This is a genomic window from Paenibacillus sp. SYP-B3998, assembly GCF_010820665.1.
Classification (GTDB): Bacteria; Bacillota; Bacilli; order Paenibacillales; family NBRC-103111; genus Paenibacillus_E.
In genome coordinates this window covers 192,354-219,348 of sequence record NZ_JAAIKC010000007.1, presented here as the reverse complement: position 1 = coordinate 219,348, position 26,995 = coordinate 192,354, and the positions used below count along the sequence as shown (strand labels likewise).

Sequence of the window (26,995 nt, the reverse complement as noted above, 5' to 3'; positions counted from 1 at the left end):
ATGAAAACGATCGCTGCTTTAATTCAAAATGTCCCTCTCCTTCAGGAACTTTCTGAAGAAGATTTGCTAGGCTTAACCCCTTTGTTCGTGGAGAGAAAAGTTAAAAAAGGAACTATTTTGTTCCTGGAAGGCGAAGTGGGAGATGAATTATATCTCATCAAATCGGGAGTCATCAAAATTTACCGCTTGGATGATGCCAAGGAAATCATTCTAGCTCTCTTCCAGGAAGGGGATTTTTTCGGAGAAATGGCGTTAATTAGTGTTGGTTTAACAAGGTCCGCCACAGCAGAAGCCCTAGAGGCCTGCACACTGTATGCACTGAAACGTTCTTCCTTCGCGCAATTCATGGAAAAGAGCCCTAAGCTATGCTTAAAGCTCTTAGAAACGACGATGGAGCGCTTACGCAAAGCCAATGAGCAAATCTACGATCTGACCTTTTTAGGCGTTCGTTCTCGCATTATGAAAACAATTATCCGCCTTTCCGAACAGCATGGTATTCCCACCGATGATGGCCTGCTTATTAATGTGAAGCTAACCCATCAGCAGTTAGCTAATATGGTCGGCACGGTAAGAGAGTCTGTAACTAAAGTGCTACAAGAGCTTATAGACGAAAATTCCATCCAGATTGATAAGAAGCTCATCACGCTTAAAAACATAGAAGCCATTAAGCGAGATATTCGCTAATGACTTCATCGATTAATCTTTGCGCTGCTCCTGCCACGCATTAATGATACGCACGAAGGCATTAGGGAACGCATATTGCTGGAGCTCGTCCATGCTTACCCAGCGATAGTGGAACGGAATCCAGTCATCACCGTCACGCGGACGACTCGCGTCCCCTAGCTTAGCGCGATATACTTTCATTTTCCAAACAATATGACTAAATACATGTTCAGCATCCATGAGCCAGTCCTCAGGACTAATAACGATTTGCTCTTGATCCGCTAGGCACTGGCGAAGTTCATTCATGTTATAGGCATCGGCTTGCCAGTCAGACAATTGCCATTCTACATGTGGCAGTTCCCACATTTTGGCCAACAAACCCTCCTGAGGGCGCTGACGAATTAGCCATTTCCCATCATATTCACCTGTACCTTCAATGAAAGCTACTGCTCTCAACTCAGGGCGCGGGGGTTTTGCTTTCTTTTTGATAGGAAGCGTTTCCTCCATGCCCACATCACGCGCTGAACAATGCGCCATGACCGGACACGTTAAGCAATGCGGAGAGCGCGGCGTACATACCATAGCCCCAAGCTCCATCAGCGCTTGATTGAAATCACGTGCTGTTCCTTCCATAATCAGTTCACGGGCCAACTTCTCCATTCGTACTCGAGTTGCAGGCTTCATAATATCTTCTTCGATTAAAAAATACCTAGCCAATACCCGCATCACGTTGCCGTCAACGGCAGGCTCTGGCTTGTTGTAAGCAATACTAAGAATAGCCCCCGAAGTATAAGGACCCACTCCCTTTAGCGAGGAGATCTCTGTTTTCTCCTGAGGGACTACGCCCCCATAACGTTCATGAACTTCTCTTACCGCATTTTGCAGATTACGCGCACGCGAGTAGTAGCCTAAACCCTCCCATGCCTTCAACACATTTTCCTCTGGTGCAGTCGCCAGCGCCTCGACCGTCGGAAACTGCTCTATAAAACGATGGAAATAAGGGATCACCGTATCTACCCGCGTTTGCTGCAGCATGACCTCAGAAATCCATATATAATAAGGGTTTTTACTTCTTCGCCAAGGTAAATCACGCTTGTGTATGTGATACCAGTTCAGCAAGTTCTGTGAAAAATATTGTTTCTGTTCTTCGCTGTACATGTGCTCTCCTTCTCTATAAGACACGATCAAGTTATAATAGATGCATGGATATATGTTACCATTATACGAGAAGTTCGGAAGAGAAAACTAGAGGTGAATGTATGCAGAACGCAAAGCAAACAGATTTGGTAAATAGAAGAAAAGCTTGGATCGGAGAAGCGCGTGCGCTGCTGCCGCTATTAAGCATTTGGGGCATAGCGTGGATCTTCAGCGCTCTAATTGATTTCGCTATTGTTTGGCGGAACTTCGATTGGCTCAAGCAAGCGGTCTTAATTACGGCTGTAGCGGCCAGCTTAATTCAAATTTGGAACCTACGTAAGGAGTCTCGCAGTGAAAGTGGATCAGGGGTTCAAGTAAGTGACCGCAGTGGTTGGGGGCACCCTATCTTTCTGCTGCTGCCCGGGGCGCTGCTCATTGCAGCGGTCGCGCTGCTTGAGGCAATTGGCGCTATCGGGCCACTCTTCACGCCGGTGCTGCGGGCCTTCATCTTGGCGATTGGCTTCGTCCAGTTTGGACTTTTGCTGGGAAAACCCCTTGTCTATTTGGGACTGTGGTTATTCACCTTGTCCGCAATTATGGGCGTATGGTATCTCGGCTACTCCGCCGTTGTGCTCGAAGGAATGGGTGGGATCAGCCTACTCGTTAGCGCTTATATGCTGCGGGTTTGGGGGAAGTAAGCGAGTAAGAAAATAAAAGATCCATGTTCTGGAGGTAGCTCAGCCATGACAATCAAACAAGCAGCTCATACAGCTGCTGTTAATATGAAAGACCGCGTTATGTCCGCGGTGAATTGGCGGGGAGCAAGGAGCATCGTATTCGCGATCGTCATCGCGCCGATGGTCCTTGCTCTTGCCGCCTGCGGCAGCGGCTCAGGCATAACGCCGAAGGCCCCAGTCTCGCCGTCCGCCAGTGCGGATACGCAAGAGAGTAACCCCGCCTATGTGAAGGCGCAGGAGTCCTTCACCGTGAATAAGTGCATCAGCTGCCACGGTGTAGACTTGGCAGGCAAAGTCGGCCCTAAATCGAATTTGCAAAAGGTTGGCGCTACGATGAGCGAAGAGCAAATTACGAACAAAATCAAAAATGGCGGGGGCGGTATGCCCGCCTACAAGACGAAGCTCACCGAAGAAGAGGTCGGGCTTCTAGCCGATTGGCTTAGTTCAAAAAAATAGAGCAGCTTCTAGAGCTGCTCTACAATGGCATAAGCAGCAGCCATCGACTCCGTATGCGTAATGCTAATATGGATGCGGTGACTGCTGCCGTTCAAGCCTGCACGGAGCAGAGCTTCTTCCGATACCCGGCATATAGGTTTGCCGAGTCCATCCGGCAATACCTCAACATCTTGAAAGCCGATTTGCTTGCCGATTCCACAGCCGATTGCTTTCACAATCGCCTCCTTGGCCGCAAAACGACCTGCAGCAAACTCTGCGATCCGACCTCTCCGCTGCTCAGCAAGCAACCTCTCTTGTGGCGTAAGTATCCGCTCCAGAAATCGAGCAGCAGCCGAGCCCTCTAGCGTTTTGCGCATTCGCGCAATTTCAACCAAATCCGTTCCCACTCCAATGATCATAAGATGTTAGCACCCACTTTTCCTGTATCGATTTGCGTACAATGTACATGATTCCTTACCGCTGGTCAAGGTATAGCAGTCAACCTTCCCGTAAATCGCTCACAGTTAGCGCAGCTATTTGAATACGTGGTTACTTGAAGGTAAGTAACTGAACCTATCTTCAGTCCTTATGCCAAACTTCCTGAACAGGTATAATGAACATAAACAATTAGATTGGGAGGCAAACCTATGAAAGCAATGCCGCTTGAAAAACGAGGAATATCGACCAGTAGAGTCGTTTTCGGATGTATGGGTATTGGTGGCGGATGGAATCATGATCCCCTTACGAAGGAAGATTACACAATTGCAGAGGCTGCCGTTGAAGCTGCTCTTTCTATTGGAATTACCATGTTTGACCATGCAGACATTTATAAAAAAGGAAAGTCAGAGTCCGTCTTTGGACAAATCCTCAAAAATAGGCCCGATCTGCGCGATCAAATCGTGCTGCAATCGAAATGCGGTATTCGTCAATCCGATGGCGTGTTGCCTGGACGCTATGACTTCTCGAAAAGCCACATTTTGAGTTCCGTGGATGGCATTCTTGAGCGCCTTGGCGTAGAACACCTAGACGTGCTTTTACTGCACCGTCCGGATCCTCTGATGGAGCCTGATGAGGTGGCGGAAGCTTTCACTCAATTGAAAACTTCCGGTAAAGTCCGTCATTTTGGTGTATCCAACATGACCGCCTCACAAATCCGCTTCCTGCAAAGATCCATTGCAGAACCACTCGTTGTCAACCAACTGGAAATGAGCCTCGCTCGCACAGACTGGCTCGACCAAGGCATCCTTGTAAATCACAAAGAGGGCGTAACTATCAACTTCGCCGATGGCATTATGGAACACGCCCAAATGGAAAACATTCAAGTTCAAGCTTGGGGTCCGCTCGCCCAAGGCATCTACTCGGGTAAATCTCTAGATAACGCTACCAATGCGGAGAAGCAAACCGCTGCGCTGGTTCAACAAATGGCGATAGAGAAGGAAACGACGCCTGAATCAATTGTACTCGGCTGGTTAATGAAGCATCCAGCTTATATCCAGCCAGTTATCGGCACGTCTTCTGCGGAGCGAGTACTGGCTTGCAAAGATGCCGTTCGTATTTCCGAGCTGCTCAGCCGTGAAGAATGGTACGCGCTTTTCGAGAAGTCACGCGGCCACCAAATCCCTTAATTTTTACCTGCTGCTCAAAAAGGCTGAAAGATCTCTTCCTAGAGAAACTTTCAGCCTTTTTATATTCAACTCCCCGACTGTTAAATACCAGGAATCGGAATGCGTTTATGCTCCGTTTTCAAGTATTGTTTCTCCAGCTTCTCTTGAATGGTCGGATCGATTTGCTTGCCTTCCAGATAGTCGCTATTGTCACCGTATGTAATACCCAGCTCGTTCTCATCGGTTTGACCGTCCCATAGTCCAGCCGTAGGGGCTTTGTCGAGAACGCTTTGCGGTACGCCCAGCCTCGCAGCTAGCGAACGTACTTGACGTTTGTTCAGCGTGCTCAGCGGCGTAATATCGACTGCTCCGTCACCGTATTTGGTGAAGAAGCCCGTGATGGCTTCAGATGCGTGATCCGTGCCTACAACGATCAATCCAAGTTCGAATGCGAGGGCATACTGCATAACCATGCGCGTCCGCGCTTTGATGTTGCCTTTGCCTCCGCGGCTTACGTGTTGATGAACGCCGATATGCTTGAGTCCGTATTCAACCTCGATAGCAATTTCATCGACGGCTTCTTCGATGTTATTCTCGATTTGAAATTTCAAATCGAAGGCTTTCGCCGTAGCGTAGCTATCCTCAATATCAACTTGCACGCCGTATGGCTGAAATACGCCAACGGTTTTGTATTCCTTCCCCGTTTCGGCGGTCAGTTCATCCGTCGCCTGCTTGCAAAGGCCTGTGGCAACGGCGCTGTCAATGCCTCCGCTGATTGCGATTAGCAGCCCTTTGGCATGGGCGCCCAACACATAATTTTTAAGAAAATCCACCCGATTGCGAATTTCTGTGTCGATGTCGATTTCGGGCTTAACGCCGAGCTTGGCGATAATATCCTGTTGCAGACTCATCCATGTCTCCACCTTTTCTCTAATGATCGAAGAATGCATTCTTTATGATTAAGTATAGACTTTAGCACTTGAATTTTCAAAGTCAGCTATTCGCTCAAGGCTTCACAAAACAAAAAGCCCGCTGTGCAAATACTGCAAGACGGGCCATGCTGATAAAGTTTTCTTCCTGAGCTTCTTATTTGCAGAATTCGTTGAAAGCGCCGACTAGATCGCCAGCGATCATTTCTGCAGAACGGTCTTCAATTTGGTGACGTTGAATGAAGTGTGCCAGTTCACCGTTTTTGAACAGTGCGATAGATGGCGAAGATGGCGGATAGGGCGCTAAGAATTCGCGTGCTTTCGCCGTTGCTTCTTTTTCTTGACCTGCGAACACCGTGTATGTGTAAGTAGGAAGCACATCATTTTGCAGAGCTTTCGCAACGCCTGGACGACATTGACCAGCTGCACAACCACAAACGGAGTTAACAACAAGCAGAAGCGTACCGTCCTTAGACTTTGCAATCGCTTCTTCCACTTGCTCTGGTGTCAGAAGTTCTGTAATCCCCAGACGAGTCAAATCTTCTCTCATCGGTTTAACCATATCTTTCATGTAGGAATCAAAAGACATTGCCATATGTTCCACCCCTTAGTATTTTATAGTTAATATTAAAACGTAATGTTTATTGTTATTATACATCCGTGTGCGTAGAATGCAAAGCACAAAGTAACCTGAACGTAAAATGAAAATAAGGCGAAAGCTATGCTTCCGCCTTATCCTCTTCCTGCTTGCTTGTAGCTTGACCAGGTTCGTAAGAAACATCTTTGTCGGGATGTGTGAATATTCCACCCTGTGGGGGAATCCCCTTTTCAAAATAATCCCGATTTTCGGCGCTTTGAAAGCCGATATCCTTGTAGGGATGCACCCATTCATCGCCAGCCATGACCTCTGGATCCGTCTCCGCACTCCACTGCTCAAGGGGGGACTCCGCCGATTCATAGTTATGATCGCCGATCACGACGCCGTGCTCATTGACAAAGGGCTCGTGCGGACCTCGACCTTGCTCAAATTGGGGGAGAAAGTTGATCTCAAATGGATCCAGATCGCTCTGCTCTTGAGTTTGCTTCGTCTGCTTATTCCTGTCTCGGTCGCTCATGGTACTTGGTATTCCTCTCCTAAGCGTTTTCCTTCGTAAGTCCTGGGGAATATCCTATGTGGAAGGCCGGTTCGGACCATCCAGTTTTTTATCGACAAAGCCTTCTTTGCCAGGTATAGATGCAATTTTCTGGTGCTCTTTGTTTTGCTGCTCTTGTTGGATTTGCATTTTGGAATCGTTTTGGCTCATGTGGCTCAGCTCCCTTCTGTTTGTATTATGTGCCATAGGCGGAAGAAGCATTCCAATGAACAGCATGAAAAGAAATAGCAACTGCGGCCAACTAAGAAAGACAACCGTTGACGCGGGTTGCGCGAAGAAGCTGGCTATCATTCCCGCTGCACCAACGTGGAACAACGAATATTTAAAGAGCCTTCCGCTTCCAGGCGCATGTAATTGCAGTTGGGTAAACTGCTGCCAAAGGAAAAGCGGCACTAAGAGAACCGCTAGATACATAGGATACGGGTGAAATCTACTTGTTGTTCCTTCAGCTCCAATACCCCACGGCAGTGTGGTTGGCAGTCCGTTATCCGATATCAATGCGTTATATAAGAGAAAAGCGGCTGTCACTCCGCATGCAAGAACATCCAGCATCAGGATAGCCGGAATCCTCAGCTTGCGAATTTGGAACCATCCATACCCAATTGCGATAAGTAGGCCGAGCAGCACCTCTATGCCTGAGCCTGATACGAATAGTATCTTGGCGGGCTGCGTCCATAACATCGAGGGCTGTGTAAAAACTACGCCAAGCTTCCATGTAAGCACGACAATCATAGCCCCATTAAAGATGATATCCGTAATAGGAAGTTTGTTTCCGTCTTGAAGACGAAGAACTTGCCTGCGCACAAGCCATAAGCCTACGGAACAAGCGAGCAGAAGTGCAAGATGATGTCCTTCCAACTGCAAGGGGCCTATTTGTAACACATCGGGCATGCCTATCTTCCCCCCCATTGTTCATACTCCCATGGTAAACGATGGAAAGGATGTCTTCAACGGCTAAGGCTCCAAAAATTTAAAGGTGAAGGCGGACTTTGTCAGCTTCTCGAAACGAAACCCGGCGGCTTGCAGTCTTTTGATCATGGTAGGTAAGGCTTCTACGGTTGTTGTTTTAAACGTATTGTCATGCATCAGAACGATGATACTTTGTTTGCCCCGGCTTGCGCTGAGTACAGCGTCGATGATCATGTCCTTATTTTGCACAGGAGCTGCTGCGTCCGTAGAGCTAACATTCCAGTCAAAAAACTGGTAACCATCTTCAATCATGGCTTTCGTTACCTTGCTCATAATACGTTTGCCGCCAGGCCTCCAGCTCAAATGATTATTGGAGCCCCCTGGAAAACGTAAAATATCTGGTCGGTAGCCTACAGTATCTTCTAATAGCTTATCCAGCTTACGAACATCTTTCCGGAACGCCTCAACCGATTTATAAATGGTACTATAATCGTGAGAGTAAGTGTGATTGCCTAGCGTATGTCCCTCAGCAACCATTTGCTTGTAAAGGGCTCTCCCTTCACTTGTATCTGATCCTACAACAAAAAAAGTAGCGGGAATTCTAAAACTTTTCAAAATACTCAAAATTTTCTTTGTACTCTGTGATGGGCCATCATCGAAGGTCAAGTAAGCTACTTTTCCTCTATCTTTCACAGGTACTGTTCTTTCAGTGGGCTTATGTTTTCGGGGCCCCGAGTAAAAGTGCTGCGTTTCCACTGGCTCATCGTCTATAACAGATACCCTGGTAGTAGAGGGTGGAACGGGCAGCGTCAGATTAATTAATGCCGCAGAGTCTGAGTTGAGGGGCTTAGTTGGCGTTTCGTTCACTCCACAGCCAGCCAAAACCGCCCCTGCCATGACCAAAATCAAACAAATCCAACCGTGTTCCCAAGTTTCCCTCACAGAAGCCCCCCACCCATCTTCCAACGGATTGATATCGATGTGCTTATTATGGCTTCCTGCGCTTTCCAGCGTACTGGTAGTTTTATGCAGTTAGCTCCAACAAGAATCGACAGTACAGGCACTATTTCCTGGGAAATTTGTAGAACGGAACACCTATTCGTCTAAATGACGCGAAAAAGCCCCTCACGAGGAGGGGCCTTCTAGGGTTAGTTTCACAAGCTACTCGGCAGCGCTGCCGTTTAATTTTTCTTTGAGCAGATTCAACTGCTCATCCACTTTAGCTTGCTTAGCTGCATTCACAGGTGTATAGCTGCTGATGCTGCCTGCTGGTACATAGGGTTTGCGGGCAATCTCTGCTTCTACTTCCAGCTGCATGATCTTCTCTTCCATACGTTGGAAGCCACGGGATGCGTTACCGCTTTCGATGACACCGCTATAGGAAACTTGAGCCATTTGTTTTTTAGCTTTAGCAAGCTGAGCACGAGATACGAGTTCATTGCGTTTGTTGCGTAATTTGTAGAACTCATCCTTCATTTCATGCAGTTGCTGCGTCAATTCATCCGCTTGCGCTTTGGAAGCTTCATGCAAATCAGTGTACTCGACAATTTTATCTTCATGGTAAAGCTTTTCTTCAAGCGCTTGACGAGCGATAGCTTCTTGACCATTTTTCAGTGCTGCTCCTGCCTTCGCTTCACGATCAGCAACCAGACGCACAGACTCTTCTAGACGCTGTTTCAACTTGCGCTCATTAGCGATTTGTCGAGCTACAGTTACTTCAGCTTGCGCAATTTCTTGCTCCATATCGCGCAAATATTGGTTTAACATTACAATTGGATCCTCAATTTTATCCAATACCTCGTGAATCGATGCTTTTGTCATATCTTTCATTCTTGTAAATACTCCCATGGTTTACACGTCTCCTTTATTATTATCATTAGTATGTTCGTAACGAGCGACTTTGGCTCTCAGTTCTTCGATTTCTCTTTGCAGTGCTTTCTTCTCAATATCTTTCATCATTTCGTCGATATTGTTCGTTTTTGGAGCATCATATGCTGCATTATAGTTAGGGTTTGCAGCCGTTGGACCTGGTTGGGGTCTCTGCGAATTCCAATTCCCGCCGTTATAGCCTTGTCGGCCATATGAGCCTGCATAAGGATCATAGGGGGGTTGATCAAACCCAGGTTCTTTCGGTATCACAACCGCAGCAATAAAGTAGATGAAGATGACGGTTCCTCCAGTGAAAAAAGTCGTAATGACCACGAGTAAGCGTAATAGTGTTGCATCTACATTCATGGCTTCGGCGAGTCCGCCGCATAAGCCGGTTACTTTCTTATCTCTACGTGAGCGATATACTTTGCTCATGATCTTGTTATCCCTCCTGCTTCAGTTTGTTCCGCAACGCTTCTAGTTCAGCATCTACAGCCGGATTGCCCGCCGTATAATAGCTTTCACGGCTCATTCGTCTTACATCGCGGAGCGTCCTTGCGTTAAGCTCCATATCGGATACGCGCTCTTCCAAGCGACCGAACATCCTCGGTGTAGCATCCTGTGCTACACTACTCGCCCGAGCATGTAGCTTTTGCTGCAAGCGTGCAGATTCCATTCGTGCCAGATAGTAGCTGCGTTTATCTGCCACTTCTCTGTAATCAGCTTTCAGTTGCTGAAGTTCTTCATCCAAATCAAGGATGGACTGTTTCGCTTGCTCGTAGAGTTCACGGTACTGCTCGCTTTTCTCTTCAGCTTGTAGCTTCTCTTGAAGTACAATCCGCGCCATATGTTCCTCGCCGGCTTTCAATGCCAACAGCGCTTGATGCTCGCGCTTCTCTTTGGTTTCTAGCGCCGTCAGATACTGCTGACGAAGCGCAGCTGCGTGGCCAACACATTGTTGGTACAGTTTTTCGGATTGCTGCAGTTGCTCACGTTGCGCAGCTAAGTATTGATCAATCAAGCGAACCGGGTCTTCCGAACGTTCCAAATGTTCATTCAGTGTGGCTACGGTAATATCTCTCATACGCCTGATTAGGCTCATTTCACATTCCACCTTTTTCAATCTCTAAAATCTGTTTCTGTTGGTTAAACCCGCGATCTGCCAGACAACATCGTGAAACCATAACCGATCAAGCCAATTGCCAGTAAAATGATCAACCAACCGGATAATTTGCCAAGCAGGATGATGATACCGAGTCCGGCAATGATCCAACCAATTTTGCTGCCGTTTTTAATACCGACATAACCTAGACCCACCATTGCAAGCGGAATGACATATCCCATGATGGAGCCAATAAACGGTCCCATGTGGAGGCCCAGCTTATTCAGCAGGATCAGCGCACCGAATGCGATTAGCAGAACCGCAAAACCTGTATTTTTTTTCATCGTTTTCGTCACCGCCTTTCGTTGTGTGTCGTGCTCTTCTTCATGTCTTTATTCTAGGTAAAAACGAAGCTTTCCAAAACGGACTCGCGACGGTTTTTGTTCCTAGACCTAAGTCGGGGCCAACCTACGACCTGCGGATAAGACAAGCTCTCGCATAATTCGGGGACTGTATAGAGCTTCCGCATGCAAAGCAAAAAGCCGCCAAGGATACGCTCCTTTGACGACTTTTGATAAAATAAACATCAATCTCAACTAAACAGTTGCTTTACGAAGAAGCGCATAGGCGATAAGCAGATAGCCTACTATTGCGGGAACCATCCACCAGAACAGTTCCCTATAATGATGAACCAACCATCCGAACATATCGCCCCACAAATGAAAATACGCATTTAAAAAAGTGCCAACTACGCCTAACAGGAACACCGCGGTAAAAAAAGCAAACATCCCATTTCGACCAAAACGTCTATGAATACTTGAGATAGCCAAGCCGAGAAAATACATGTTTACCAACAGGATAAAGTAAATACCTAGCATACCGATTAAGGGCACATCTTTAAGAAATTCCACTTGAAAATAGTACAGCTGCGTTCCCCAGCCGTTCGTAGCCTGCTCTGCTATCGATAATACAGCGAGCATGACGGCCGAGATAAGATTGACCATCATGGCAGTGGCGAACGTTCCTAGAAAGTAATCCTTACGCCGTACGCTTAAGCCCAGCGCAAACGGGAAGGTCTCTTTCAAAGTAACCGTGCCAGCGACAAAGGTATAGATGAAAATAGCAACGACCGAGCCTGAATGAAAAGCGCCCTCTTCATTTAAACTGAACGCGAGAACTAAATTAATCACAAAACTTGCCGCAATAATAATCCACGGGGTATAGAACCACATCGCTTTATCTCGCAAATGCATCTTCATTACGCTTTGAATAGGATTCATAGTTATTCAGCCGCCTTTCTTTCTAACGTGTTGCGCGTCAGATGAACCATCAATTGCTGCAAGGATACCGCCCCAAGTTCAAGCCCTAGTCGTTCAGCCTGTTTCCTTTGGCTTACATCCAAGTCCCCAACCACTGTAGCCGAGACCAAAGCGCCGAATGGCGTACGCGCCAATACTTCCTTCCCCTTAATGAACGTATTGACGGCATCCGCAGAACCCGTTACCGTACATGCACGACCACGAAGCTCCTCCGCATCTTCATCCATAATAAGCTTGCCGTTATCAATGACGAGTACATGCTCCAGAAGACGGCTAACCTCATCGATTAAGTGCGTCGATAAAATAATCGTTCGCGGATATTCTGTATAATCTTGAAGCAATCGATCGTAAAACATACTTCTCGCTACCGCATCGAGCCCCAGATAAGGCTCATCGAAAATAGTTAGCGGCGCACGGCTGGCAAGCCCTACAACGATACCCACAGAGGATAGCATCCCTCGGGACAGCTTCTTCATCTTTCTTTTGAGTGGAAGGCGAAAATCTTCAATCAACGCGTAAGCATACTCGCGGTCCCAATTAGGAAATAAAGCTTCCGCAACTTCCAGCACATCCACCACCTGATAGTTGTCGGGATACTTTTGGCTCTCTTTAATGAAACAAATTCGACTGAGCACACGACGATTCTCAAATGGCGATTCATCAAACACCTTCAGCTCGCCACTGGTAGGAAATAATTGGGCTGTAATCATGTGCATAATGGTTGTTTTACCTGCGCCATTTCTCCCAAGCAGACCGTATATTTTGTTCGCTTCAATCTTAAAGCTGATATCCTCGATCACAGTTACTTTGCCATAAGATTTCGTCAGTCCCTTTACTTCAATAATATTCGGCATCATACTGGCTCCCCTCTCCGAATCATTTCTGTTAATTGTTCCGCCGTAATACCCAATTTCTCTGCTTCCTTCACCATCGTCACCACATACTGCTCATAAAATTGCTCTTTGCGCTTTTCCATCAGTTTCATCCGTGCACCAGCGGCTACAAACATGCCAATCCCTCGCTTTTTGTATAAAATGCCTTGATCCACCAACAGATTCACACCTTTCGCAGCGGTCGCAGGATTAATCTGATAAAAAGAGGCAAATTGATTCGTTGAAGGTACCTGCGATTCCTCCGGCATCCGATCCTCAATAATGTCATCCTCGATTCGTTCTGCGATTTGCACAAAGATCGGGCGGCTATCATCCATCATAAATCCCAAAATCCTCACCACCATATTGGTTAGTTACTCATGTAATTAACTATATAAGCAATTAAGTTATAAGTCAATACAAATTCCAAAAAATAGGTAACACCCCAATTGCTCATATCGATGTTTATTTGGAATAATTTGTAGTTTAATGGATGTTTGTGTATGATAAAGGAAGGATTTTTACTATATTTGGAAGTGTAACTGGAGGTTACTATGAAACGTTGGATGGTTCCGCTTACTGCAATTATGATTTCCGCTTCACTTACAGGCTGCAATTTCTCAATGAACGCTAATGGAACTTCTAGCGAGGGCAGCTCCCTCAAAAAGCTGGGGAAAGACGAAAAGGCTACGATTAAAGTCATGTATTATGATAAAAACTCGTTCTACCAGCAGTACGGCAATCTTTTCATGGCGAAGAACCCCAACATTGATGTTGAGGTCGTATCGAACCAAGGTATTTATGGACCCAACACGGATCCCGAGCAAGCACTAGATAAATTGCTTGAGGAAGAAAAGCCCGATGTAATCCTTGTTCAAGGGACAGAGCAACTTGAGAAGTTCGTGCAAAAAGGACGTCTCTATGCGATTGACGATGTGATCAAGCAGGATAAGTTTGACGTGGAGCAACTGCACCCTTCAACGTTAGAAACGATTAAAGGTAAAGGCGAAGGTAAGCTTTACGGACTTTCCCCTGAGTTCTACAGCCAAGCGCTTTACTACAACAAGGATTTGTTTGAGCAGTATGGGATTGAGCTTCCCAAAAATAAAATGAGTTGGGAGGATGTCCTCAATCTTGCTAAACGGTTCCCCACCGATGGTCAAGGCGATCAACGTATTTATGGTTTTTCCGCTTACTCTTATATGCGAGAAGGGGTTGGCTACCAGTATATGAGCAGCATTGGGACTACGCTAGGTCTCTCCTATTTTGATGCCGATCAGATGAAATTAACGATCCAGACCGATGCATGGAAAAAGGCGCTGCAGCTTACCGTGGATTCCATGAAATCAGGCGCTTTATACATACCGAAAAATGAGAATAACGAGAATGGGCAGCGCATGTATGAAGACTATCTCAAAGAAAATAAATTTGCCATGGGTAAAGTGGCTATGACGATTGACGGCAATTATATGATGCAAAATTTGCAAGAGGTTAAAGATCGTTTGAAAGATGTAAAGCCTGTCAACTGGGATATCGTAACGGTCCCCATCGACCCCCAGAACCCAGACTTTTCTAATAACGTTTCGGTTTCACAAATTTTCGCTATCAACGCGCAATCTGCTAATACACGGGCAGCATGGGAATTCGTCAAATATATTAACAGCGATGAATATGCGAGAGTCATGTCCAAATCGTCCCAAGGTCTGATGACCCGCACGGCCTATGCCAAAGAAAAAGACGGTCATAGTTTAGAGCCGTTCTATCTGCTTAAACCTAATCCTAACAGCATTTATAAAGGGTACGACAAGATCCCATCCGGCTTCTACCAGCCATTCACGACGTTAGCTAATCAAGAAATTCAAGCGGTTCTCGACGGTAAGAAAACAGCGGACGAAGCTTTGAAAATGATTCAGGAAAAGGGACAAGAGCAGCTCCTGAAAGCTAAGCAAGAAGCGGATGCGCAGAAAGCAGCCCAGCAAAAATAAATGCAACAAGACCTATCCCCCAAGGAAAGGTCTTGTTTTTTTGTATAGCCCTCCTTACTTAAACACATACTATTTCATCATGTAATAAGGTGGGAATTACCAATCATGAACCGTTTCTTGCTTCGTATCTGTTTCACTAGCCTTGTACTCCTTATGCTGCCCTTCGAAGAAGCGGCAGCCACGTTCAAGGTGGCCGCCGAGCCTCCAGCAGCCCCTTTGTTTTCATTCTCCGTCCTCAGCGATATACACATCATCTCCTGGGACGGAGAAGCCCAACAGCGGTTCCAGAACGCGTTGAAGGATCATCACGCGCTGCGTCCGGACAGCAAGCTCCTTGTCCTTAACGGCGACCTCACCGACGGAGATGAGGGGGATTACCGCAGCTTGCTCGGTCTGCTGAGCAGGCTGCCTCATGCTCCAGTCCATGCGACGATGGGTAACCATGACTACTATCGCATGTGGCGCACACCTGAGGGTGGGATGGACACCAGGAAGCTCAATCCGAACTGGTCGAGTCGGCAAGCCGTCGAGCAGTTCAATCGTATGTTTCACTATGATAAGCCCTACCACGAGCTTGTCCTTGACGGGTACCGCTTCCTCTTCCTAAGCGGGGAAGCTTATCGCGATGTAGATGCTTCAGTGGGCGAAGATGCATTTTTATCCCAGGAGCAGCTTGCCTGGCTTAAAGATAGATTGGATGCCTCCTCTACCGCTGATGCCGGCAAGCCTGTCTTCGTGTTCCTCCATCAGCCGCTGCCGCATACGCTCGATGGTACAGATCGTGAGCTGGGCGTCGTCCAGCACAGAGAGCTGCGGACACTGCTCGATACGCATCCGAACGTCATTTTATTCAGTGGGCATACCCACTGGAATCTAGAAACAACGAACCAAGTAAACCAGTTGAAATTTCTTGCCGCTTCCAGCGCCTCTATCCGTCAAGTATGGAACGGAAACAACGAGCCTGAGACACGCGCGATCAGTCAGAGTCTGCTCGTTGATGTCTACAAAGATCGCGTTATCATCCACCGCCGCGAGCACGTTAAGAAGCGATGGATCGAACCCACTATCGTAAAAAACTACGACGTAAAATAAATATGCCTTGTTATTGGAATTGTTTAATTAAGCGTTTAGCTGTTCCGTTCGGTGTCTCAATAACTTCATACATGTTGACTTTAATCCCTGAGTCTACCTGCTCGTTTTTCAAGCCTGTGACGACAATCTTCTGTTTACCGCTAGTCAATTTGGCTGTTCCCGTCAGGGTGGCTTGCTGTGTACCTACGACGCGACCGAGAGAATCGACCATATCGAATTCGATCTTAGAGAAATTCGAATCAATAATCACTTGATCCTCATGTGTAATATCAAGATCCAAGTTCAACTGATAGGAGTAAGTGCCATTGTTATAGAGCCAGCTAATCGAATCGCTGTTCACTTTGATCGAGAACGGATAGAGCGAAAGCGTATCACTGTCTTCCTCTTTCTGAAGCGCTACCTGATACGTGCCGATCGACACTTTACCTTCAGAAACGGATTTATCATCGAACACATGGAGCGCGAATGCCTCGTCTTCGACCCCCTTCTTATTCGGGAGCAAATAGGAGTAACTGACAATATAAGAGCTGCCTGGTGTAATCTGGGTAGCCACAGTGCTTTGCCTAGCCCCTGTGTAGGAATTGCCGCTGCTATTAATCAGCTCATTCTGAAGCTCAGGGAGTGCAAGGGTACTTGCTCCGTTATTCGTAATTTTGTACTTGGCTACTGCCGTTTTATAACCCAGATCATCATTTTCATGTGCATGCAGCTCAACAAGAGATACATCTAGATTTTTATTAATCATTGAACTGTTACTAAAAGCTAGCTTGCTGCCTAGCTTATAGCTCGCTGCCGTCGTGAACCCATTCTTGGCTTCGCTGGCCCCCTTCAAAAGGAACACAGCAACGGGCATCTGGTTCGTTGTTGTCGCAGTGTTATTTGAATTGCTTGCTGAAGAAGCTGTCGAGCCTGCTGATGCGTTAGTGGTTGTTCCGCTCGACGTGGAACTTGCAGCGCCCGTAGAACTAGCGGTACCTGTAGGGCTGGCGGCATTTCCTCCGCTTGCTGAACTTCCAGCGGTTGATATTGTCGGCGTCTTCTCCCACAGGACAAGCTGCGCCACATTCAGATCGACTCCACTTGGCAGGATCGCGTTAAAATAGTAGGTTGCTGTCTCCTTCGAAGCCAAGTAATCGTTCCGAGACGAATTATCTGTGGCTGTTATGGACGTTCCTGAATCGCCGAATTGATAGGAGGCGTAGAAGGAAGGTATTGACGCTGTAGCCTCACCATCATTACTAAGTGTTACAACCGTTTGGACATGAACGCCGTCCGCTTGCTTGGAATAAACAGAGCTGTTCGCCTTCACAGTGATTTGTTCACCCTCTTGTTGACCGATATAAGCTTGTTTCGTATCTAATGGCGTTGTTTGCAGCGATGTGTTCAAGTTCATCGTACCTAAGGAAACATCTTCACTTTGGTTCAAGTAGTAAAATTCTAACGATAATCCGGTTGTCGCCATCTTCTTAGATACCGGAGTTTTTAATGTAACCGTATCTGATTGGCTCGGCAGGAACGTCGTACCCGATCCGTTAGCGATTGTAGACGTGTATTGCAGTCCATCAGCATCTACAAGTCTCATCTGAAGACCTGCGGGCAGTTTCACACTGCTTGAGCCCAGATTTTTGGCCGATAATTGCGTATACATGTACCACTTGCCGTTCTCTGACACACGAACGCTCTGCCCCAATTGAAAAGATATGGAAGCATCATTAGCTAAGGTGCTATCTAACGTGTGGAGATTAATCATTTCCTCCGGCACGTTCACTTGACCTGCTTGCACGACCGAAGCTACAGGGAGATCGCCAAGATGGGTCATGAAATCGGCTTTACCAGTATCCCAACGGAACACATCTACCTTCAATTGATCGGCCGTTTCACCCGCTGCCAGACTGGAATAGAAGCGGAAACTCTGCTGCTCTCCAGGAAGAACACTCCCGCTCTTCTTCTCGCTTAATTTGGCCGTATAGCTGTGCCCGGCTGTGTCGGTGACTCGCACACCGTATTGGTTAAAGTCTATCGCCGTACGCTCACCGTTATGTAAAACAACGGAAAATTGGAGAGAGGAGGAGGAAAGTTCAGCTTGATCCAATGTAAAATAGGATGTGTTCGAGATGTAGACCCCTTCGCCAGCAGCGTGTACAGCTGGCGCTGTCCATGCTGCTGCGGTCAAGCCACCGGTCACCAAGAGCGCTAGTGCTGTATGTTTAAACGAAATCGAAGTTAATTTACGAATCATTGTGGTTACCTCCTGGATCTATCTTTAGTCATATCGAAGTGCATCGATGGGTTTCAATTTGGATGCTTTGTTGGCAGGATACAATCCGAAAATAACACCAACTAAAGCAGAGAATAGGAATGCGTATAAACCTACAGAAAGGGACAGACTCGTTTCCTGACTTGGATTGATATAAGGCCAAGCAAGTGATAGGGCAACACCGACAATGAGCCCGATTAAACCACCCATACCACTTATTAACGTAGCTTCAACCAGAAATTGAAGCAGAATATTCCTGCGCTTGGCGCCAATGGATTTGCGAATCCCGATTTCCCTCGTTCGTTCGCTTACCGTAACAAGCATAATGTTCATGATGCCAATACCGCCTACAATTAGCGAGATCGCGGCAACCGCAACCAATTGATTGGTAAGTGAGCTCGAAGCCGACTGTCTGGCGCTAATCAATTCGGATGAGTTGAAAATATTGTAGCCTGATGTGCTTTTGAATTTGTTTGCTAAGTAAGCTTCCAATATCCTCTGAACGCGACTCACATCGTCCCCAGAGGCAGCTTCCACATAAGCAGTTCGTATTGAACCCAGCTTAAAGTCTCTGCTCATCGTTGGCAGCGGTACAAGAACAGCGCTATCTAGGGAGGTTCCGTTTGTATTGGAACCTTTGCTTTGCAGCACGCCGATAATCGTGTACATATAGCCGTTAACATTAATTTCTTCATCTATTGGACTTTCCGTACCAAAGAACTGCTTGGCTACATCGCTTCCAACCACCGCAACGTGATTGCGGTAATCAAGATCCGCCTGAGCGAGGAATCGCCCGCTGCTCATTTTCCCTTTTTGCAAATCCAAATAACGATCATTGGTTCCAATCACGCTATAGGACTCAGAAGTCCGGTCATATTTAATATTCGTGCTGCCCCTCGTCATCGTTGGCGCTATAGCACTGATTCCAGGTGTACTCTCCAACTGCATGACTTCATCATAATTGAGCTGTGTAGCGCGTCCATTCCCCATTAGGTTGACTGTCAACAGGTTGGTGCCTAATCCTTCATACTGCTTCTCGATGGTCTTGGATGTCCCCTGTCCGATGGAAACAAGTGTGATTACCGAGCTAACTCCGATAATGACCCCAAGCATCGTAAGCACGGTCCGAAGCGGATTGGAGCGCACTGTAGCCATTGCCATTTGAAAAAGCTCCCAGATTCTCATAGGGAAACCGCCTCCTGCGCTTGCAGCTTGGAAACGGGCAAAGGTTCATTTCTTGCATCCTTGATAATTTCTCCGTCACGCAGTGTGACGACCCGTTTGGCGTTATCGGCGATATGATTATCATGCGTAATTAAGACAATCGTATTACCTTGCTTATTCAGTTCTTTAATCAATTCAAGCACCTCGATGCCTGTTTTCGAATCAAGCGCTCCTGTCGGTTCATCCGCCAAAATCAACGAAGGCGATGTAGCCAATGCTCGAGCAATCGCCACCCGCTGCTGCTGTCCACCGGAAAGCTCGCTAGGCTTGTGATGCCCACGTTGGCCCATGCCTAGCTTTTCTAGCATCCGCTGCGCCTGTTCTCGGCGCTGTTTCGCCGGAATGCCGCCATAAATCATGGGCAGTTCCACATTTTCAATCGCGGTAAGTCTGGGCAGCAGGTTAAATTGTTGGAAAATGAACCCGATCTTCTTATTCCGCAGCTCTGCTAGCCCATTGTCGGACATCTTCTCTGTAGAGACACCATCTAAGGTGTATGTGCCTGAGGTCGGGCTATCCAGCAGCCCAATTGTATTCATCAATGTAGATTTGCCCGATCCGCTGGGACCAATAATCGCAACGAAGTCACCTTCTGCAATGTGCAGGGTGATGCCTCGCAAAATTAGCAGTTCCTCATCGCCCCTGGCATAGCTCTTCGTCACTTGGCTCAGTTCAATAATATTCATTGCTTTGGCTCCTTTCTGGGGAGCTAGGCTGCCCTAGCGTCTTCCGCCTCCGCCTTGGTTTCCGCTTCCACCTTGGCTTCCACCGCCGCCAGTCCCACCGATTTGGAAAGCTCCTCCACCGCCACCACCAGGAAAGCCACCTCCGCCCGGGAAGCCCTGTTGTTGCTGCGTTGTTGCTGCCTTACGTATCGGCATGACCACTTCATTTCCTGCTTCTAAACCGCTCACGACTTCAATTTGCGTCTTGCTGCGGATACCTATTCTAATCTCATGCTGCTCCTCAACCGTGCCGTCCGCCTTTTTCAAAGAAACAGTCGTTTTACCTTTGGAAGTTGTAACAGCTTGAATAGGAAGCACCATAATATCTTTTTTATCTTGTATGTAAATTTCAGCCGTTGCTGTCATTGCATACTTGAGATCATTCTCATCCGTGTTGGGGATAGCGACTACGGCATCATACGTTGTAACCCCATTTGTGGTTGTGCCCACGTTGGAAACAGAGGTAACTTCACCGCTGAACGACTTGCCCGATATGGCGTCAACTTTCACCATAACTTTCTGTCCCACCTTGACGCTCGTCAAATCCAGCTCATCCACTGCAATCGCAAGCTGCATCGTACTCAAGCTAGCTACAGCTCCTAATGTCGTATTCGCATTAATTTGAGCGCCTGCTGGGTAGTTACGTAGCACGTTGTTTTTACTGTTAGCGAAGTCAGCCGAAAACACGCCATCGAATGGTGCTTTAATCGTTAATTGATTTACTTTTTGCTGAGCGTCATCCACTTTGATCTTCTGACTATCAATAGAGGCTTGCTTGCTGATGATATTATTTTGCAGATCGTCGTTGAACAACGTAGCGATTAAATCGCCTTGTTTCACCGTTTCACCGTCTTTGAATTTCATATTTTTGGTCGTTCCGCTTGCCTCGGAGAAAATAGCTGCCGTCCGCACATATTCAAGCGCCACCTGCGCTGAAGATTCAATTTTAGTATCGCCGCTGCCAATGCTTCCCTTCACCTTCAGACCTGCTGACAGCGTGCCGTCATTACTGACCAGAACATCCACATCGACAATTTTATTCCCATTAGCGTCAGCCTTGATCTCGCGACCAATTGCATCAACCGAACCGACTTTAGATAGCAGGTATCCGTCCACTGACAACTCTACCGAATCACCTTTCTTTAACTGCACAGCCTCTTGTAGAGAAAACGGCAGCTTCACTTTAAATTGCGTTGTATCGGAAACCGTACCGATTTTCGTCGTTTTATTGACCTGGCTGCCCACATCCAGATTGGAAGCTAAGGTAAGCTTGCCGCTCAGGGGTGCTGACACATTCATATGATTTTGCTCATTTTGCAACTCAGCCAACTCTTTCTCTAACTGCTGCAAGTTCACTTGGGCTTCCTTCAGGTTCGTTTCCGTGGAAGGCACGGATAGCTCGACGAGTACATCGCCTTTCTTAACCGCCTGATTTTGTGTCAAATTCATTGTTTTAATGATGCTATCTACAGGAATCACGATATTTTGTTTATCCTTTGCATCCAACTGAGAAGTGCCCGATACTGCCGAGCTTATGGCCCCCTTCGACACTTTCATTACCGTTTGTTGTGCTGTGGTTGCCGCAGGCTGCGATTTGCTATGTATATAGAAATAAGTCCCCACTCCGCATAACAACGCCGCTAAAACTACAATGACCCATTTTTTCTTCCGGCCCATACTCATCCATAAATCCCCTCTCCAAGTTTCCAAGACATCGCATGCCTTATTCATAAACATCCTCACAATAACAAGTGTAAGGCGAGAGACTGAAACCCTTCTGAACGTAAGCTGAAAATAAGTTGAATACAAGCTGAGCGTTTGCTGAAAAATTGGAACTTTCTGGTATTATCCGCTGCTGTGGCAAACCACATCTTAGAACAAAAAAACGCTGCCTTTTTAAGGACAGCGCCGGTGTATCAATTTGTTGAATTCGAAGCCGGAGCAGCCGGTTCCGCTTGAGCATCTTCCTCTGGACGCGAATGTTTGAAACCATCTTTGTTTTCAACAAATTTCTTGATGGAGTCTGTCATCCCTTCCTTAATTTTACTAATGAGATTATCTTCGCTGATGCCTTTAGCCGCAGCAATATCTGCGATTGATTTCCCAGCTTCTTGCTGTGTTCTCAGCTCGTCTTGCGTGATGCCGAGAATCGATGCCAACGTTTCGGCATTGCCGAAGAATCCACCGCCTGGGCCCCAATGTCCACCTGGTCTGCCTCCGTGCCCTCCTTCTGGTCTGGTGTTCTCGATTTGTTTTGTCAGTCGATCAGAGAGTCCCGACAGGATCTTATCCGCTTGCTCTTGCGTGATTTTGCCCGCTGTTACTCCTGCAGTAATAGAAGTCGTCTCAGCTGCGACTAGCTTTTGCAAATAATCGGCTTCAGTAACGCCTTGCTCAACCGCGTACGCCGCTAAAGTTTTACCAGCCTTCAGCGCTTCTTGAACGGCGTTTTGTTCTACGCCCAGCACTGTTGCTGTCTGTTTAACCAAATTATTGCCGCGGAAGCCTTCGCCTTTACCTCCGCCTTGATGCCCACCACGATCACCGAAGCCACCGCGACCTTGACCATTATGTCCGTCAGGTCCTGCTTTATCTGACTTTTGAACCGAAGAGCTGCTGGATGTACCGCTTGCTGTGTCTGCATAGGCTTGATTATGTAAAGCTCCTACAAATCCAACTCCAAGAACGAAAGATGCGATCATTGTGCCTGTAAGAATTTTTTTACTAATTGTTTTCATAAATTGTTTCCACCTTTTCTTATAGTTTGTTTGTTCCTCACAAGACCAAGTATAGGCCCCTTACCTGAAATCCATCTGAGTATGAACTGAAGGTTCGTTGAGCATTGTCTGAGAATTGGCTGAATAATCCAAATGGCCTGACCTTCTAACTGTGATCACCAAAAAGAACCTTACCTCGATTCCTATCGAGAGAAGGTTCTTTGCTTCATATGCCTATGGGCAGCGTTACTCGGAACGTGCTGCCGTTCCCTTCGCTGCTATCCACTTCTATGGTGCCTCCATGCAGCTCCACAATCGATCTGGTAATCGATAAACCAAGACCCGCTCCACCACTCCTTCTCGCCCGAGAAGAATCAATACGGTAGAAGCGATCAAACAAATGTGCCTGATGCTCGGGAGAGATTCCGGGTCCATTATCTTGAACCGCGATTTCAACACCGTCCTTCGTGGTTGCTAACCGAAGATCAATTTGACCTGATGCAGGGTTCGTATGCTGAACAGCGTTGTGGAACAAATTGAGAACGACTTGCTTAATTTTGTCTTGATCGTACATACATCGCGTACGCGGTGCCAACTTAAGTGAGATTTTGCGGTCTCCCGCCAGCAGCCGGAGCTGCGGCTCCATCTCACGCAGCATCTCATCCAGTTGTCCTTCCCCCTTGTGGAAGGCTGGCTTTCGATCCAGCCGCGCGAGCAGCAGCAAGTCCTCGACTAGCTTATTTATTCGCACGGATTCGCCATGCATACTTTTCAGCGCCTTCAATAACTGCTCAGGCTGGTTGTATGCTCCCCGCAGCAGCACTTCGAGGAAGCCATGAATCGAGGTCAACGGCGTGCGCAGCTCATGCGAAGCATCCGCTGCGAATCGGCGCATCTGCTCTTTGGCTTCCTTCTCGGCTGCGAACGAAATTTCCAACCGCTCCAACATGCTGTTGAAGGAGGTCGACAAGCGATCGATCTCCATCTGTCCCTGATGAGCAGGGAAGCGTTCGCTCAAGCTCCCCGCGTCTATGCGTTTTACGGTATCCACCATCGTAGATAAGGGGACTAGCGTGCGGCGCAGCACAGGGAGGAACCCTAACAATCCAATCACTAAAGCTAACATGGATAAAAGCAAAAAGGTCACAAGTTGACGAATCAGCACATCATTAATTGGTCCTGTGCTCGCGCTTGCTTGAATGAGCCCTCTAATCTCTTGAGATCGTTCTGGATTCAAAGCGACGATCTGGTGAAAGACAACAAGTTGATCCTTACCATTATTGTCCTTCATGACCCTATAGTTAAGCTTCATTCTCGTTTTCACTAGCGCCTGATATTCCTCTGCAGAAAGCTGAGGAGTCGAAAGTCCATTTTTTGATGTGATTAGTTTATAAGTACCTTTATCATCAATAATCGCTATCGATAGATCCGGAATTAGAATTCTTGGGAAGTCACTCGAATTATTATCCGATCGATTATTGCGCGGGGTATCCCTCTTTGGCAAAAAGGGATTCTGATTTTGATCCAGAAATTCACCCATACGCTGCCACGTTCCCGGGGGAAGCGTCGCAAGTTGGTTGCGAATCGTTTCCGCATTGTTCTGATAAAGAAATTTTTGCATGAAAATGTACTGAAATACACCGATAAGCAAAAGCAAAACAGACATCACCAACAAAGACCGCGACAATAATTGAAACTTCAGTGAACCGGTGACAAAAAGCTCGGCAAACCGGCTCCGCTTCTTCATGTCAGATCCATCCGATACCCAGCGCCGCGAATCGTGCGGATCAATTTATGTTCTTTATCCCCCAATTTATCCCGCAAAGAACGGATGTACACCTCGACGATATTTTCTTCACCGCCGAAATCATAACCCCATACTTTATCGAGAATCATCGTTTTGCTGAGCACAAGCCCGTGGTTAATGGACATAAATTTGAGTAGTTCGTACTCCGTGGGCGAAAGCTCCAGCACTTTGTCATAGAGACTAATCTCCTTGCGGCGATCATCCATTCGGAGGGGCCCGATGACGACCTCACCGAATAAGTTCGGGAAATGATTGCGGATACGCGCATAGATGCGAGCAAGTAGCTCCTCAAAGCTAAACGGCTTAATCATGTAATCATCCGCGCCTAACGTCAGTCCCTTCACCCTGTCATCGACTTCATCCTTAGCAGTCAGCATAATGACAGCGATATTATCCGTCTTTTTAATCATTCGACAAACCTCAAAACCATCCATCCCAGGCATCATCACGTCCAAGATAGCAATGTGCGGTTGAAATTTATTACAAATCGTGATGGCGCTCAATCCATCTGGAGCCGTCATCACCTCGAATCCTTCATTTTGCAAACCCAACTCCAGAAACTCCAAAATATGCGGTTCATCATCTACAAGCAATATTTTAATCCCTTTTAATTGGCGCATGGGTACTCCTCCTGAATTTCATCTTACACGTTTCTATACTTATTATCCCATATCCTGCCTGAAAGCAATCTGAGAGAAACCTGAAAGAAGCCTGAATGTTTAGGTAAACAGTTTTTTTAGGTAAACAGTTTTTCATAAAAAAAAGCTCACCATACGAGTATGGTGAAGCTTATTCACGCCGTTTACTTGTCCGCAACCTGGAATCATATCCTGCAGGCCAGAAACCCATTAGTTGGTTATAAGATTCGGTCGAGCTTGCAGCAAGGTCATCCCCTTATCCTGCAGATTTTGGAGGAATTGCAATGCTTCAGCCCGAGTTAACCCGTCATTACCAGCAAATCCAGAAATAGTTGCCGAAGTTTTACCCTGTGAAAACCTGTTATCGAGCAAAAACTTGACTGCATCATCGTTGTTTGAAAAATTTTTACCACTGAGCCCAGAAATAATCTGCGCAACCTCGACGCGCTTTATTTCAATATTTCGGCTATTACCGTCGAGTCCCAGTTTAAACATATTCGCATACGAATAATAGACATCGCTCCAGCTCCCACCATTAGGCACTTCTAGTTGAAGAACGCTAACGTTATCAGGGTACATGCGAAATAGCATGGCTAAGAACTCAGCTTCCGTCACCTTACTATCAGGTCTAAAAGTACCATCTTGATAGCCTTCGACAATCTGAAGTTCACGGCCACGTAAGATAGCGTCGTGAGCCCAGTGTTTGCCGATATCTCTTAACGGCTTCATTGGTATACCCTGACTTTTATCAGGGGTTTCTGCTACTTTTAAAGAAAAGGTAACTGTTTTACCGCCAAAAGTCGCCTCGATTTGGGCATTTCCGATGGACACCCCTGTTAGATAATGATCATGGATGCTAACATGAGATGAGGCGGAAGAAAATTGCACAGATGAGGTTACCTCTGATTGAAGACCTCTTTCATAGTTAACTGTGATTTCAGGAACTGGAATACTTGAGCCTACACCAATCTGATAATCATAAAGCCCATACGTTATAGAAGTAATTGTGTCTGGTTGGGTAGAAGGATTCTCGGTATCACCTTTTTCATCTTCCTGATGTTCCACAGTAACTGCGCGACTCCCCATCTTCTCCCAACGGTCTTTAAACGTCCAAAGATTATACGTCACACGTTTTCCAGTATAAGGGTCATTGAAATACGCATTATCATCGTCCCATCCTACCATCAAAAGGACATGCTCAGGACCGTTCCAGTAAACCATATTCCCCTCGTCATCCACCCATTCATCAAGTTGTTTGGGATCCTTCATATTTAGCGTTGCCCACACAACAACCGGAGCTCCTTCTTGAATTGTATGTAGTAAATCATTGAAAGAACTTCCCGTTAAATTTTTAGACTTCCCAGGAATATAATGTTCAATAATATCAAGAATGGGTTGTTCGAACACACCGTAACCAATTGTAGAATAAGGATTTCCAACAAACACGGTATTTGGATTCCCCCCGATGTACGAACTCTTCACGACGCGCGGCATATTCCCTTTAGGAAGTAAATCAGCCACATCCGTCTTAGTTGCAGGAACCCCAAAATAATTCAATAACATTGTAGTGGAGGTTGCCTCGCACCCAGAGGGAAGTTGCGGAAATTGAGAAATTATTTCTACATCATTGACCATAAATAACCGTTCACTTGCAGAAGCATTAGGCGTAAAAAGCATAAAACATATCATAACTACTAGCATTGTGTTTTTCATGGTGACAACTCCCTATTAAGCAAAAACTAGCATTGTGACTAGTTTCTATTCAAAAAATTTAACAAAAAATTATGCTGAAAAAGAACTTATCACAAAGTTCATTCCAG

The 26,995-nt window shown here is 46.6% G+C and carries 28 protein-coding genes; 6 read left to right on the top strand and 22 right to left on the bottom strand.

The annotated features are described in order from the left end of the window. Positions 1 to 684, top strand: a complete 684-nt coding sequence (locus GK047_RS18825; protein WP_163950166.1) for a Crp/Fnr family transcriptional regulator — start codon at positions 1 to 3, stop codon at positions 682 to 684. Between the two features lie 12 nt (positions 685 to 696). On the opposite strand, the gene mutY is transcribed toward GK047_RS18825, so the two are convergent. Beyond that, on the bottom strand, positions 697 to 1,821 hold the full coding sequence (gene mutY / locus GK047_RS18820; RefSeq protein ID WP_163950163.1) for an A/G-specific adenine glycosylase: 1,125 nt from the start codon (positions 1,819 to 1,821) through the stop codon (positions 697 to 699). Positions 1,822 to 1,922: 101 nt separating this feature from the next. Here mutY and GK047_RS18815 point away from each other — a divergent pair, with 101 nt between their 5' ends. Both GK047_RS18815 and GK047_RS18810 read left to right on the top strand, forming a co-directional pair. Beyond that, a complete protein-coding gene (locus GK047_RS18815) occupies positions 1,923 to 2,498 on the top strand; it encodes a hypothetical protein (RefSeq protein WP_163950160.1) in 576 nt (191 codons plus the stop codon). 45 nt (positions 2,499 to 2,543) lie between these two features. Further along, positions 2,544 to 2,993 carry a c-type cytochrome gene (locus tag GK047_RS18810; RefSeq protein WP_275901692.1) on the top strand — a complete coding sequence of 150 codons (450 nt, stop codon included), beginning with the start codon at positions 2,544 to 2,546 and terminating at the stop codon, positions 2,991 to 2,993. An 8-nt stretch (positions 2,994 to 3,001) separates the two neighbouring features. Here the strand turns inward: GK047_RS18810 and acpS are convergent, their stop codons facing one another. Continuing rightward, positions 3,002 to 3,391 carry a holo-ACP synthase gene (acpS, locus tag GK047_RS18805; RefSeq protein WP_163950157.1) on the bottom strand — a complete coding sequence of 130 codons (390 nt, stop codon included), beginning with the start codon at positions 3,389 to 3,391 and terminating at the stop codon, positions 3,002 to 3,004. Between the two features lie 228 nt (positions 3,392 to 3,619). Here acpS and GK047_RS18800 point away from each other — a divergent pair, with 228 nt between their 5' ends. Then, on the top strand, positions 3,620 to 4,597 hold the full coding sequence (locus GK047_RS18800; RefSeq protein WP_163950154.1) for an aldo/keto reductase: 978 nt from the start codon (positions 3,620 to 3,622) through the stop codon (positions 4,595 to 4,597). A gap of 80 nt (positions 4,598 to 4,677) precedes the next feature. Here GK047_RS18800 and nadE read toward each other — a convergent pair whose 3' ends face one another. The 12 genes from nadE to GK047_RS18740 all read right to left on the bottom strand — a co-directional run bounded on the left by nadE (position 4,678) and on the right by GK047_RS18740 (position 13,071). Further along, on the bottom strand, positions 4,678 to 5,487 hold the full coding sequence (gene nadE, locus GK047_RS18795) for an ammonia-dependent NAD(+) synthetase (RefSeq protein ID WP_163950151.1): 810 nt from the start codon (positions 5,485 to 5,487) through the stop codon (positions 4,678 to 4,680). Between the two features lie 175 nt (positions 5,488 to 5,662). Next, positions 5,663 to 6,100 (bottom strand): BrxA/BrxB family bacilliredoxin, encoded by a 438-nt coding sequence (locus tag GK047_RS18790; RefSeq protein ID WP_163950136.1) that lies wholly within the window; start codon positions 6,098 to 6,100, stop codon positions 5,663 to 5,665. Between the two features lie 124 nt (positions 6,101 to 6,224). Next, positions 6,225 to 6,620 carry a DUF3905 domain-containing protein gene (locus GK047_RS18785; protein WP_163950133.1) on the bottom strand — a complete coding sequence of 132 codons (396 nt, stop codon included), beginning with the start codon at positions 6,618 to 6,620 and terminating at the stop codon, positions 6,225 to 6,227. 54 nt (positions 6,621 to 6,674) lie between these two features. Beyond that, positions 6,675 to 7,550: a prolipoprotein diacylglyceryl transferase family protein gene (locus GK047_RS18780; RefSeq protein WP_163950130.1), complete on the bottom strand. Its 876-nt coding sequence runs from the start codon at positions 7,548 to 7,550 to the stop codon at positions 6,675 to 6,677. Between the two features lie 63 nt (positions 7,551 to 7,613). After that, complete coding sequence (locus GK047_RS18775; RefSeq protein ID WP_163950127.1) at positions 7,614 to 8,510, bottom strand: polysaccharide deacetylase family protein; 897 nt, start codon at positions 8,508 to 8,510, stop codon at positions 7,614 to 7,616. 219 nt (positions 8,511 to 8,729) lie between these two features. Continuing rightward, positions 8,730 to 9,416, bottom strand: a complete 687-nt coding sequence (locus tag GK047_RS18770; RefSeq protein WP_163950124.1) for a PspA/IM30 family protein — start codon at positions 9,414 to 9,416, stop codon at positions 8,730 to 8,732. 3 nt (positions 9,417 to 9,419) lie between these two features. Next, the gene (locus GK047_RS18765) at positions 9,420 to 9,872 is read right to left on the bottom strand and encodes a PspC domain-containing protein (protein WP_163950121.1); all 453 of its coding nucleotides are present in this window, start codon (positions 9,870 to 9,872) and stop codon (positions 9,420 to 9,422) included. Between the two features lie 7 nt (positions 9,873 to 9,879). Next, entirely contained in the window at positions 9,880 to 10,539 is a 660-nt protein-coding gene (locus GK047_RS18760; protein ID WP_163950118.1) for a PspA/IM30 family protein, read from the bottom strand. Positions 10,540 to 10,583: 44 nt separating this feature from the next. Then, positions 10,584 to 10,883 (bottom strand): LiaF transmembrane domain-containing protein, encoded by a 300-nt coding sequence (locus GK047_RS18755; protein ID WP_163950115.1) that lies wholly within the window; start codon positions 10,881 to 10,883, stop codon positions 10,584 to 10,586. Positions 10,884 to 11,135: 252 nt separating this feature from the next. Next, entirely contained in the window at positions 11,136 to 11,819 is a 684-nt protein-coding gene (locus GK047_RS18750; RefSeq protein WP_163950112.1) for a hypothetical protein, read from the bottom strand. A gap of 2 nt (positions 11,820 to 11,821) precedes the next feature. Next, entirely contained in the window at positions 11,822 to 12,712 is an 891-nt protein-coding gene (locus GK047_RS18745) for an ABC transporter ATP-binding protein (RefSeq protein ID WP_205516881.1), read from the bottom strand. Further along, positions 12,712 to 13,071 carry a GntR family transcriptional regulator gene (locus GK047_RS18740; protein ID WP_481856013.1) on the bottom strand — a complete coding sequence of 120 codons (360 nt, stop codon included), beginning with the start codon at positions 13,069 to 13,071 and terminating at the stop codon, positions 12,712 to 12,714. The genes GK047_RS18745 and GK047_RS18740 overlap by 1 nt, the downstream gene beginning before the upstream one ends. A gap of 213 nt (positions 13,072 to 13,284) precedes the next feature. On the opposite strand from GK047_RS18740, the gene GK047_RS18735 reads away from it, so the two are divergent. Next, positions 13,285 to 14,715, top strand: coding sequence for an ABC transporter substrate-binding protein (locus GK047_RS18735; RefSeq protein ID WP_163950103.1), 1,431 nt, complete (start codon positions 13,285 to 13,287; stop codon positions 14,713 to 14,715). Positions 14,716 to 14,820: 105 nt separating this feature from the next. Beyond that, the gene (locus GK047_RS18730; RefSeq protein ID WP_163950100.1) at positions 14,821 to 15,807 is read left to right on the top strand and encodes a metallophosphoesterase family protein; all 987 of its coding nucleotides are present in this window, start codon (positions 14,821 to 14,823) and stop codon (positions 15,805 to 15,807) included. A gap of 10 nt (positions 15,808 to 15,817) precedes the next feature. On the opposite strand, the gene GK047_RS18725 is transcribed toward GK047_RS18730, so the two are convergent. The 8 genes from GK047_RS18725 to GK047_RS18690 form a co-directional block, all read right to left on the bottom strand. Then, a complete protein-coding gene (locus GK047_RS18725; RefSeq protein ID WP_163950098.1) occupies positions 15,818 to 18,046 on the bottom strand; it encodes a hypothetical protein in 2,229 nt (742 codons plus the stop codon). Positions 18,047 to 18,070: 24 nt separating this feature from the next. Then, the gene (locus GK047_RS18720) at positions 18,071 to 19,249 is read right to left on the bottom strand and encodes an ABC transporter permease (RefSeq protein ID WP_163950095.1); all 1,179 of its coding nucleotides are present in this window, start codon (positions 19,247 to 19,249) and stop codon (positions 18,071 to 18,073) included. Continuing rightward, on the bottom strand, positions 19,246 to 19,974 hold the full coding sequence (locus tag GK047_RS18715; RefSeq protein ID WP_163950092.1) for an ABC transporter ATP-binding protein: 729 nt from the start codon (positions 19,972 to 19,974) through the stop codon (positions 19,246 to 19,248). Before GK047_RS18715 ends, GK047_RS18720 begins: the two co-directional genes overlap by 4 nt. A gap of 33 nt (positions 19,975 to 20,007) precedes the next feature. Further along, positions 20,008 to 21,696 carry a permuted SH3 domain-containing protein gene (locus tag GK047_RS18710; RefSeq protein ID WP_163950089.1) on the bottom strand — a complete coding sequence of 563 codons (1,689 nt, stop codon included), beginning with the start codon at positions 21,694 to 21,696 and terminating at the stop codon, positions 20,008 to 20,010. A 233-nt stretch (positions 21,697 to 21,929) separates the two neighbouring features. Then, a complete protein-coding gene (locus GK047_RS18705) occupies positions 21,930 to 22,751 on the bottom strand; it encodes a hypothetical protein (RefSeq protein WP_163950086.1) in 822 nt (273 codons plus the stop codon). Positions 22,752 to 22,956: 205 nt separating this feature from the next. Beyond that, a complete protein-coding gene (locus tag GK047_RS18700; RefSeq protein WP_163950084.1) occupies positions 22,957 to 24,477 on the bottom strand; it encodes a sensor histidine kinase in 1,521 nt (506 codons plus the stop codon). Continuing rightward, positions 24,474 to 25,157, bottom strand: a complete 684-nt coding sequence (locus GK047_RS18695) for a response regulator transcription factor (RefSeq protein WP_163950081.1) — start codon at positions 25,155 to 25,157, stop codon at positions 24,474 to 24,476. Before GK047_RS18695 ends, GK047_RS18700 begins: the two co-directional genes overlap by 4 nt. Positions 25,158 to 25,385: 228 nt before the next feature. Next, positions 25,386 to 26,888: a C39 family peptidase gene (locus GK047_RS18690; RefSeq protein ID WP_163950078.1), complete on the bottom strand. Its 1,503-nt coding sequence runs from the start codon at positions 26,886 to 26,888 to the stop codon at positions 25,386 to 25,388. Positions 26,889 to 26,995 lie beyond the last annotated feature (107 nt).

What these genes read in the sequence shown, in the direction of transcription:
- GK047_RS18825 (WP_163950166.1), top strand. Translation starts at nt 1, where the DNA reads ATGAAAACGATCGCTGCTTTAATTCAAAATGTCCCTCTCCTTCAGGAA.
- mutY (WP_163950163.1), bottom strand. Translation starts at nt 1,821, where the DNA reads ATGTACAGCGAAGAACAGAAACAATATTTTTCACAGAACTTGCTGAAC.
- GK047_RS18815 (WP_163950160.1), top strand. Translation starts at nt 1,923, where the DNA reads ATGCAGAACGCAAAGCAAACAGATTTGGTAAATAGAAGAAAAGCTTGG.
- GK047_RS18810 (WP_275901692.1), top strand. Translation starts at nt 2,544, where the DNA reads ATGACAATCAAACAAGCAGCTCATACAGCTGCTGTTAATATGAAAGAC.
- acpS (WP_163950157.1), bottom strand. Translation starts at nt 3,391, where the DNA reads ATGATCATTGGAGTGGGAACGGATTTGGTTGAAATTGCGCGAATGCGC.
- GK047_RS18800 (WP_163950154.1), top strand. Translation starts at nt 3,620, where the DNA reads ATGAAAGCAATGCCGCTTGAAAAACGAGGAATATCGACCAGTAGAGTC.
- nadE (WP_163950151.1), bottom strand. Translation starts at nt 5,487, where the DNA reads ATGAGTCTGCAACAGGATATTATCGCCAAGCTCGGCGTTAAGCCCGAA.
- GK047_RS18790 (WP_163950136.1), bottom strand. Translation starts at nt 6,100, where the DNA reads ATGGCAATGTCTTTTGATTCCTACATGAAAGATATGGTTAAACCGATG.
- GK047_RS18785 (WP_163950133.1), bottom strand. Translation starts at nt 6,620, where the DNA reads ATGAGCGACCGAGACAGGAATAAGCAGACGAAGCAAACTCAAGAGCAG.
- GK047_RS18780 (WP_163950130.1), bottom strand. Translation starts at nt 7,550, where the DNA reads ATGCCCGATGTGTTACAAATAGGCCCCTTGCAGTTGGAAGGACATCAT.
- GK047_RS18770 (WP_163950124.1), bottom strand. Translation starts at nt 9,416, where the DNA reads ATGGGAGTATTTACAAGAATGAAAGATATGACAAAAGCATCGATTCAC.
- GK047_RS18765 (WP_163950121.1), bottom strand. Translation starts at nt 9,872, where the DNA reads ATGAGCAAAGTATATCGCTCACGTAGAGATAAGAAAGTAACCGGCTTA.
- GK047_RS18760 (WP_163950118.1), bottom strand. Translation starts at nt 10,539, where the DNA reads ATGAGCCTAATCAGGCGTATGAGAGATATTACCGTAGCCACACTGAAT.
- GK047_RS18755 (WP_163950115.1), bottom strand. Translation starts at nt 10,883, where the DNA reads ATGAAAAAAAATACAGGTTTTGCGGTTCTGCTAATCGCATTCGGTGCG.
- GK047_RS18750 (WP_163950112.1), bottom strand. Translation starts at nt 11,819, where the DNA reads ATGAATCCTATTCAAAGCGTAATGAAGATGCATTTGCGAGATAAAGCG.
- GK047_RS18745 (WP_205516881.1), bottom strand. Translation starts at nt 12,712, where the DNA reads ATGCCGAATATTATTGAAGTAAAGGGACTGACGAAATCTTATGGCAAA.
- GK047_RS18740 (WP_481856013.1), bottom strand. Translation starts at nt 13,071, where the DNA reads ATGATGGATGATAGCCGCCCGATCTTTGTGCAAATCGCAGAACGAATC.
- GK047_RS18735 (WP_163950103.1), top strand. Translation starts at nt 13,285, where the DNA reads ATGAAACGTTGGATGGTTCCGCTTACTGCAATTATGATTTCCGCTTCA.
- GK047_RS18730 (WP_163950100.1), top strand. Translation starts at nt 14,821, where the DNA reads ATGAACCGTTTCTTGCTTCGTATCTGTTTCACTAGCCTTGTACTCCTT.
- GK047_RS18725 (WP_163950098.1), bottom strand. Translation starts at nt 18,046, where the DNA reads ATGATTCGTAAATTAACTTCGATTTCGTTTAAACATACAGCACTAGCG.
- GK047_RS18720 (WP_163950095.1), bottom strand. Translation starts at nt 19,249, where the DNA reads ATGAGAATCTGGGAGCTTTTTCAAATGGCAATGGCTACAGTGCGCTCC.
- GK047_RS18715 (WP_163950092.1), bottom strand. Translation starts at nt 19,974, where the DNA reads ATGAATATTATTGAACTGAGCCAAGTGACGAAGAGCTATGCCAGGGGC.
- GK047_RS18710 (WP_163950089.1), bottom strand. Translation starts at nt 21,696, where the DNA reads ATGAGTATGGGCCGGAAGAAAAAATGGGTCATTGTAGTTTTAGCGGCG.
- GK047_RS18705 (WP_163950086.1), bottom strand. Translation starts at nt 22,751, where the DNA reads ATGAAAACAATTAGTAAAAAAATTCTTACAGGCACAATGATCGCATCT.
- GK047_RS18700 (WP_163950084.1), bottom strand. Translation starts at nt 24,477, where the DNA reads ATGAAGAAGCGGAGCCGGTTTGCCGAGCTTTTTGTCACCGGTTCACTG.
- GK047_RS18695 (WP_163950081.1), bottom strand. Translation starts at nt 25,157, where the DNA reads ATGCGCCAATTAAAAGGGATTAAAATATTGCTTGTAGATGATGAACCG.
- GK047_RS18690 (WP_163950078.1), bottom strand. Translation starts at nt 26,888, where the DNA reads ATGAAAAACACAATGCTAGTAGTTATGATATGTTTTATGCTTTTTACG.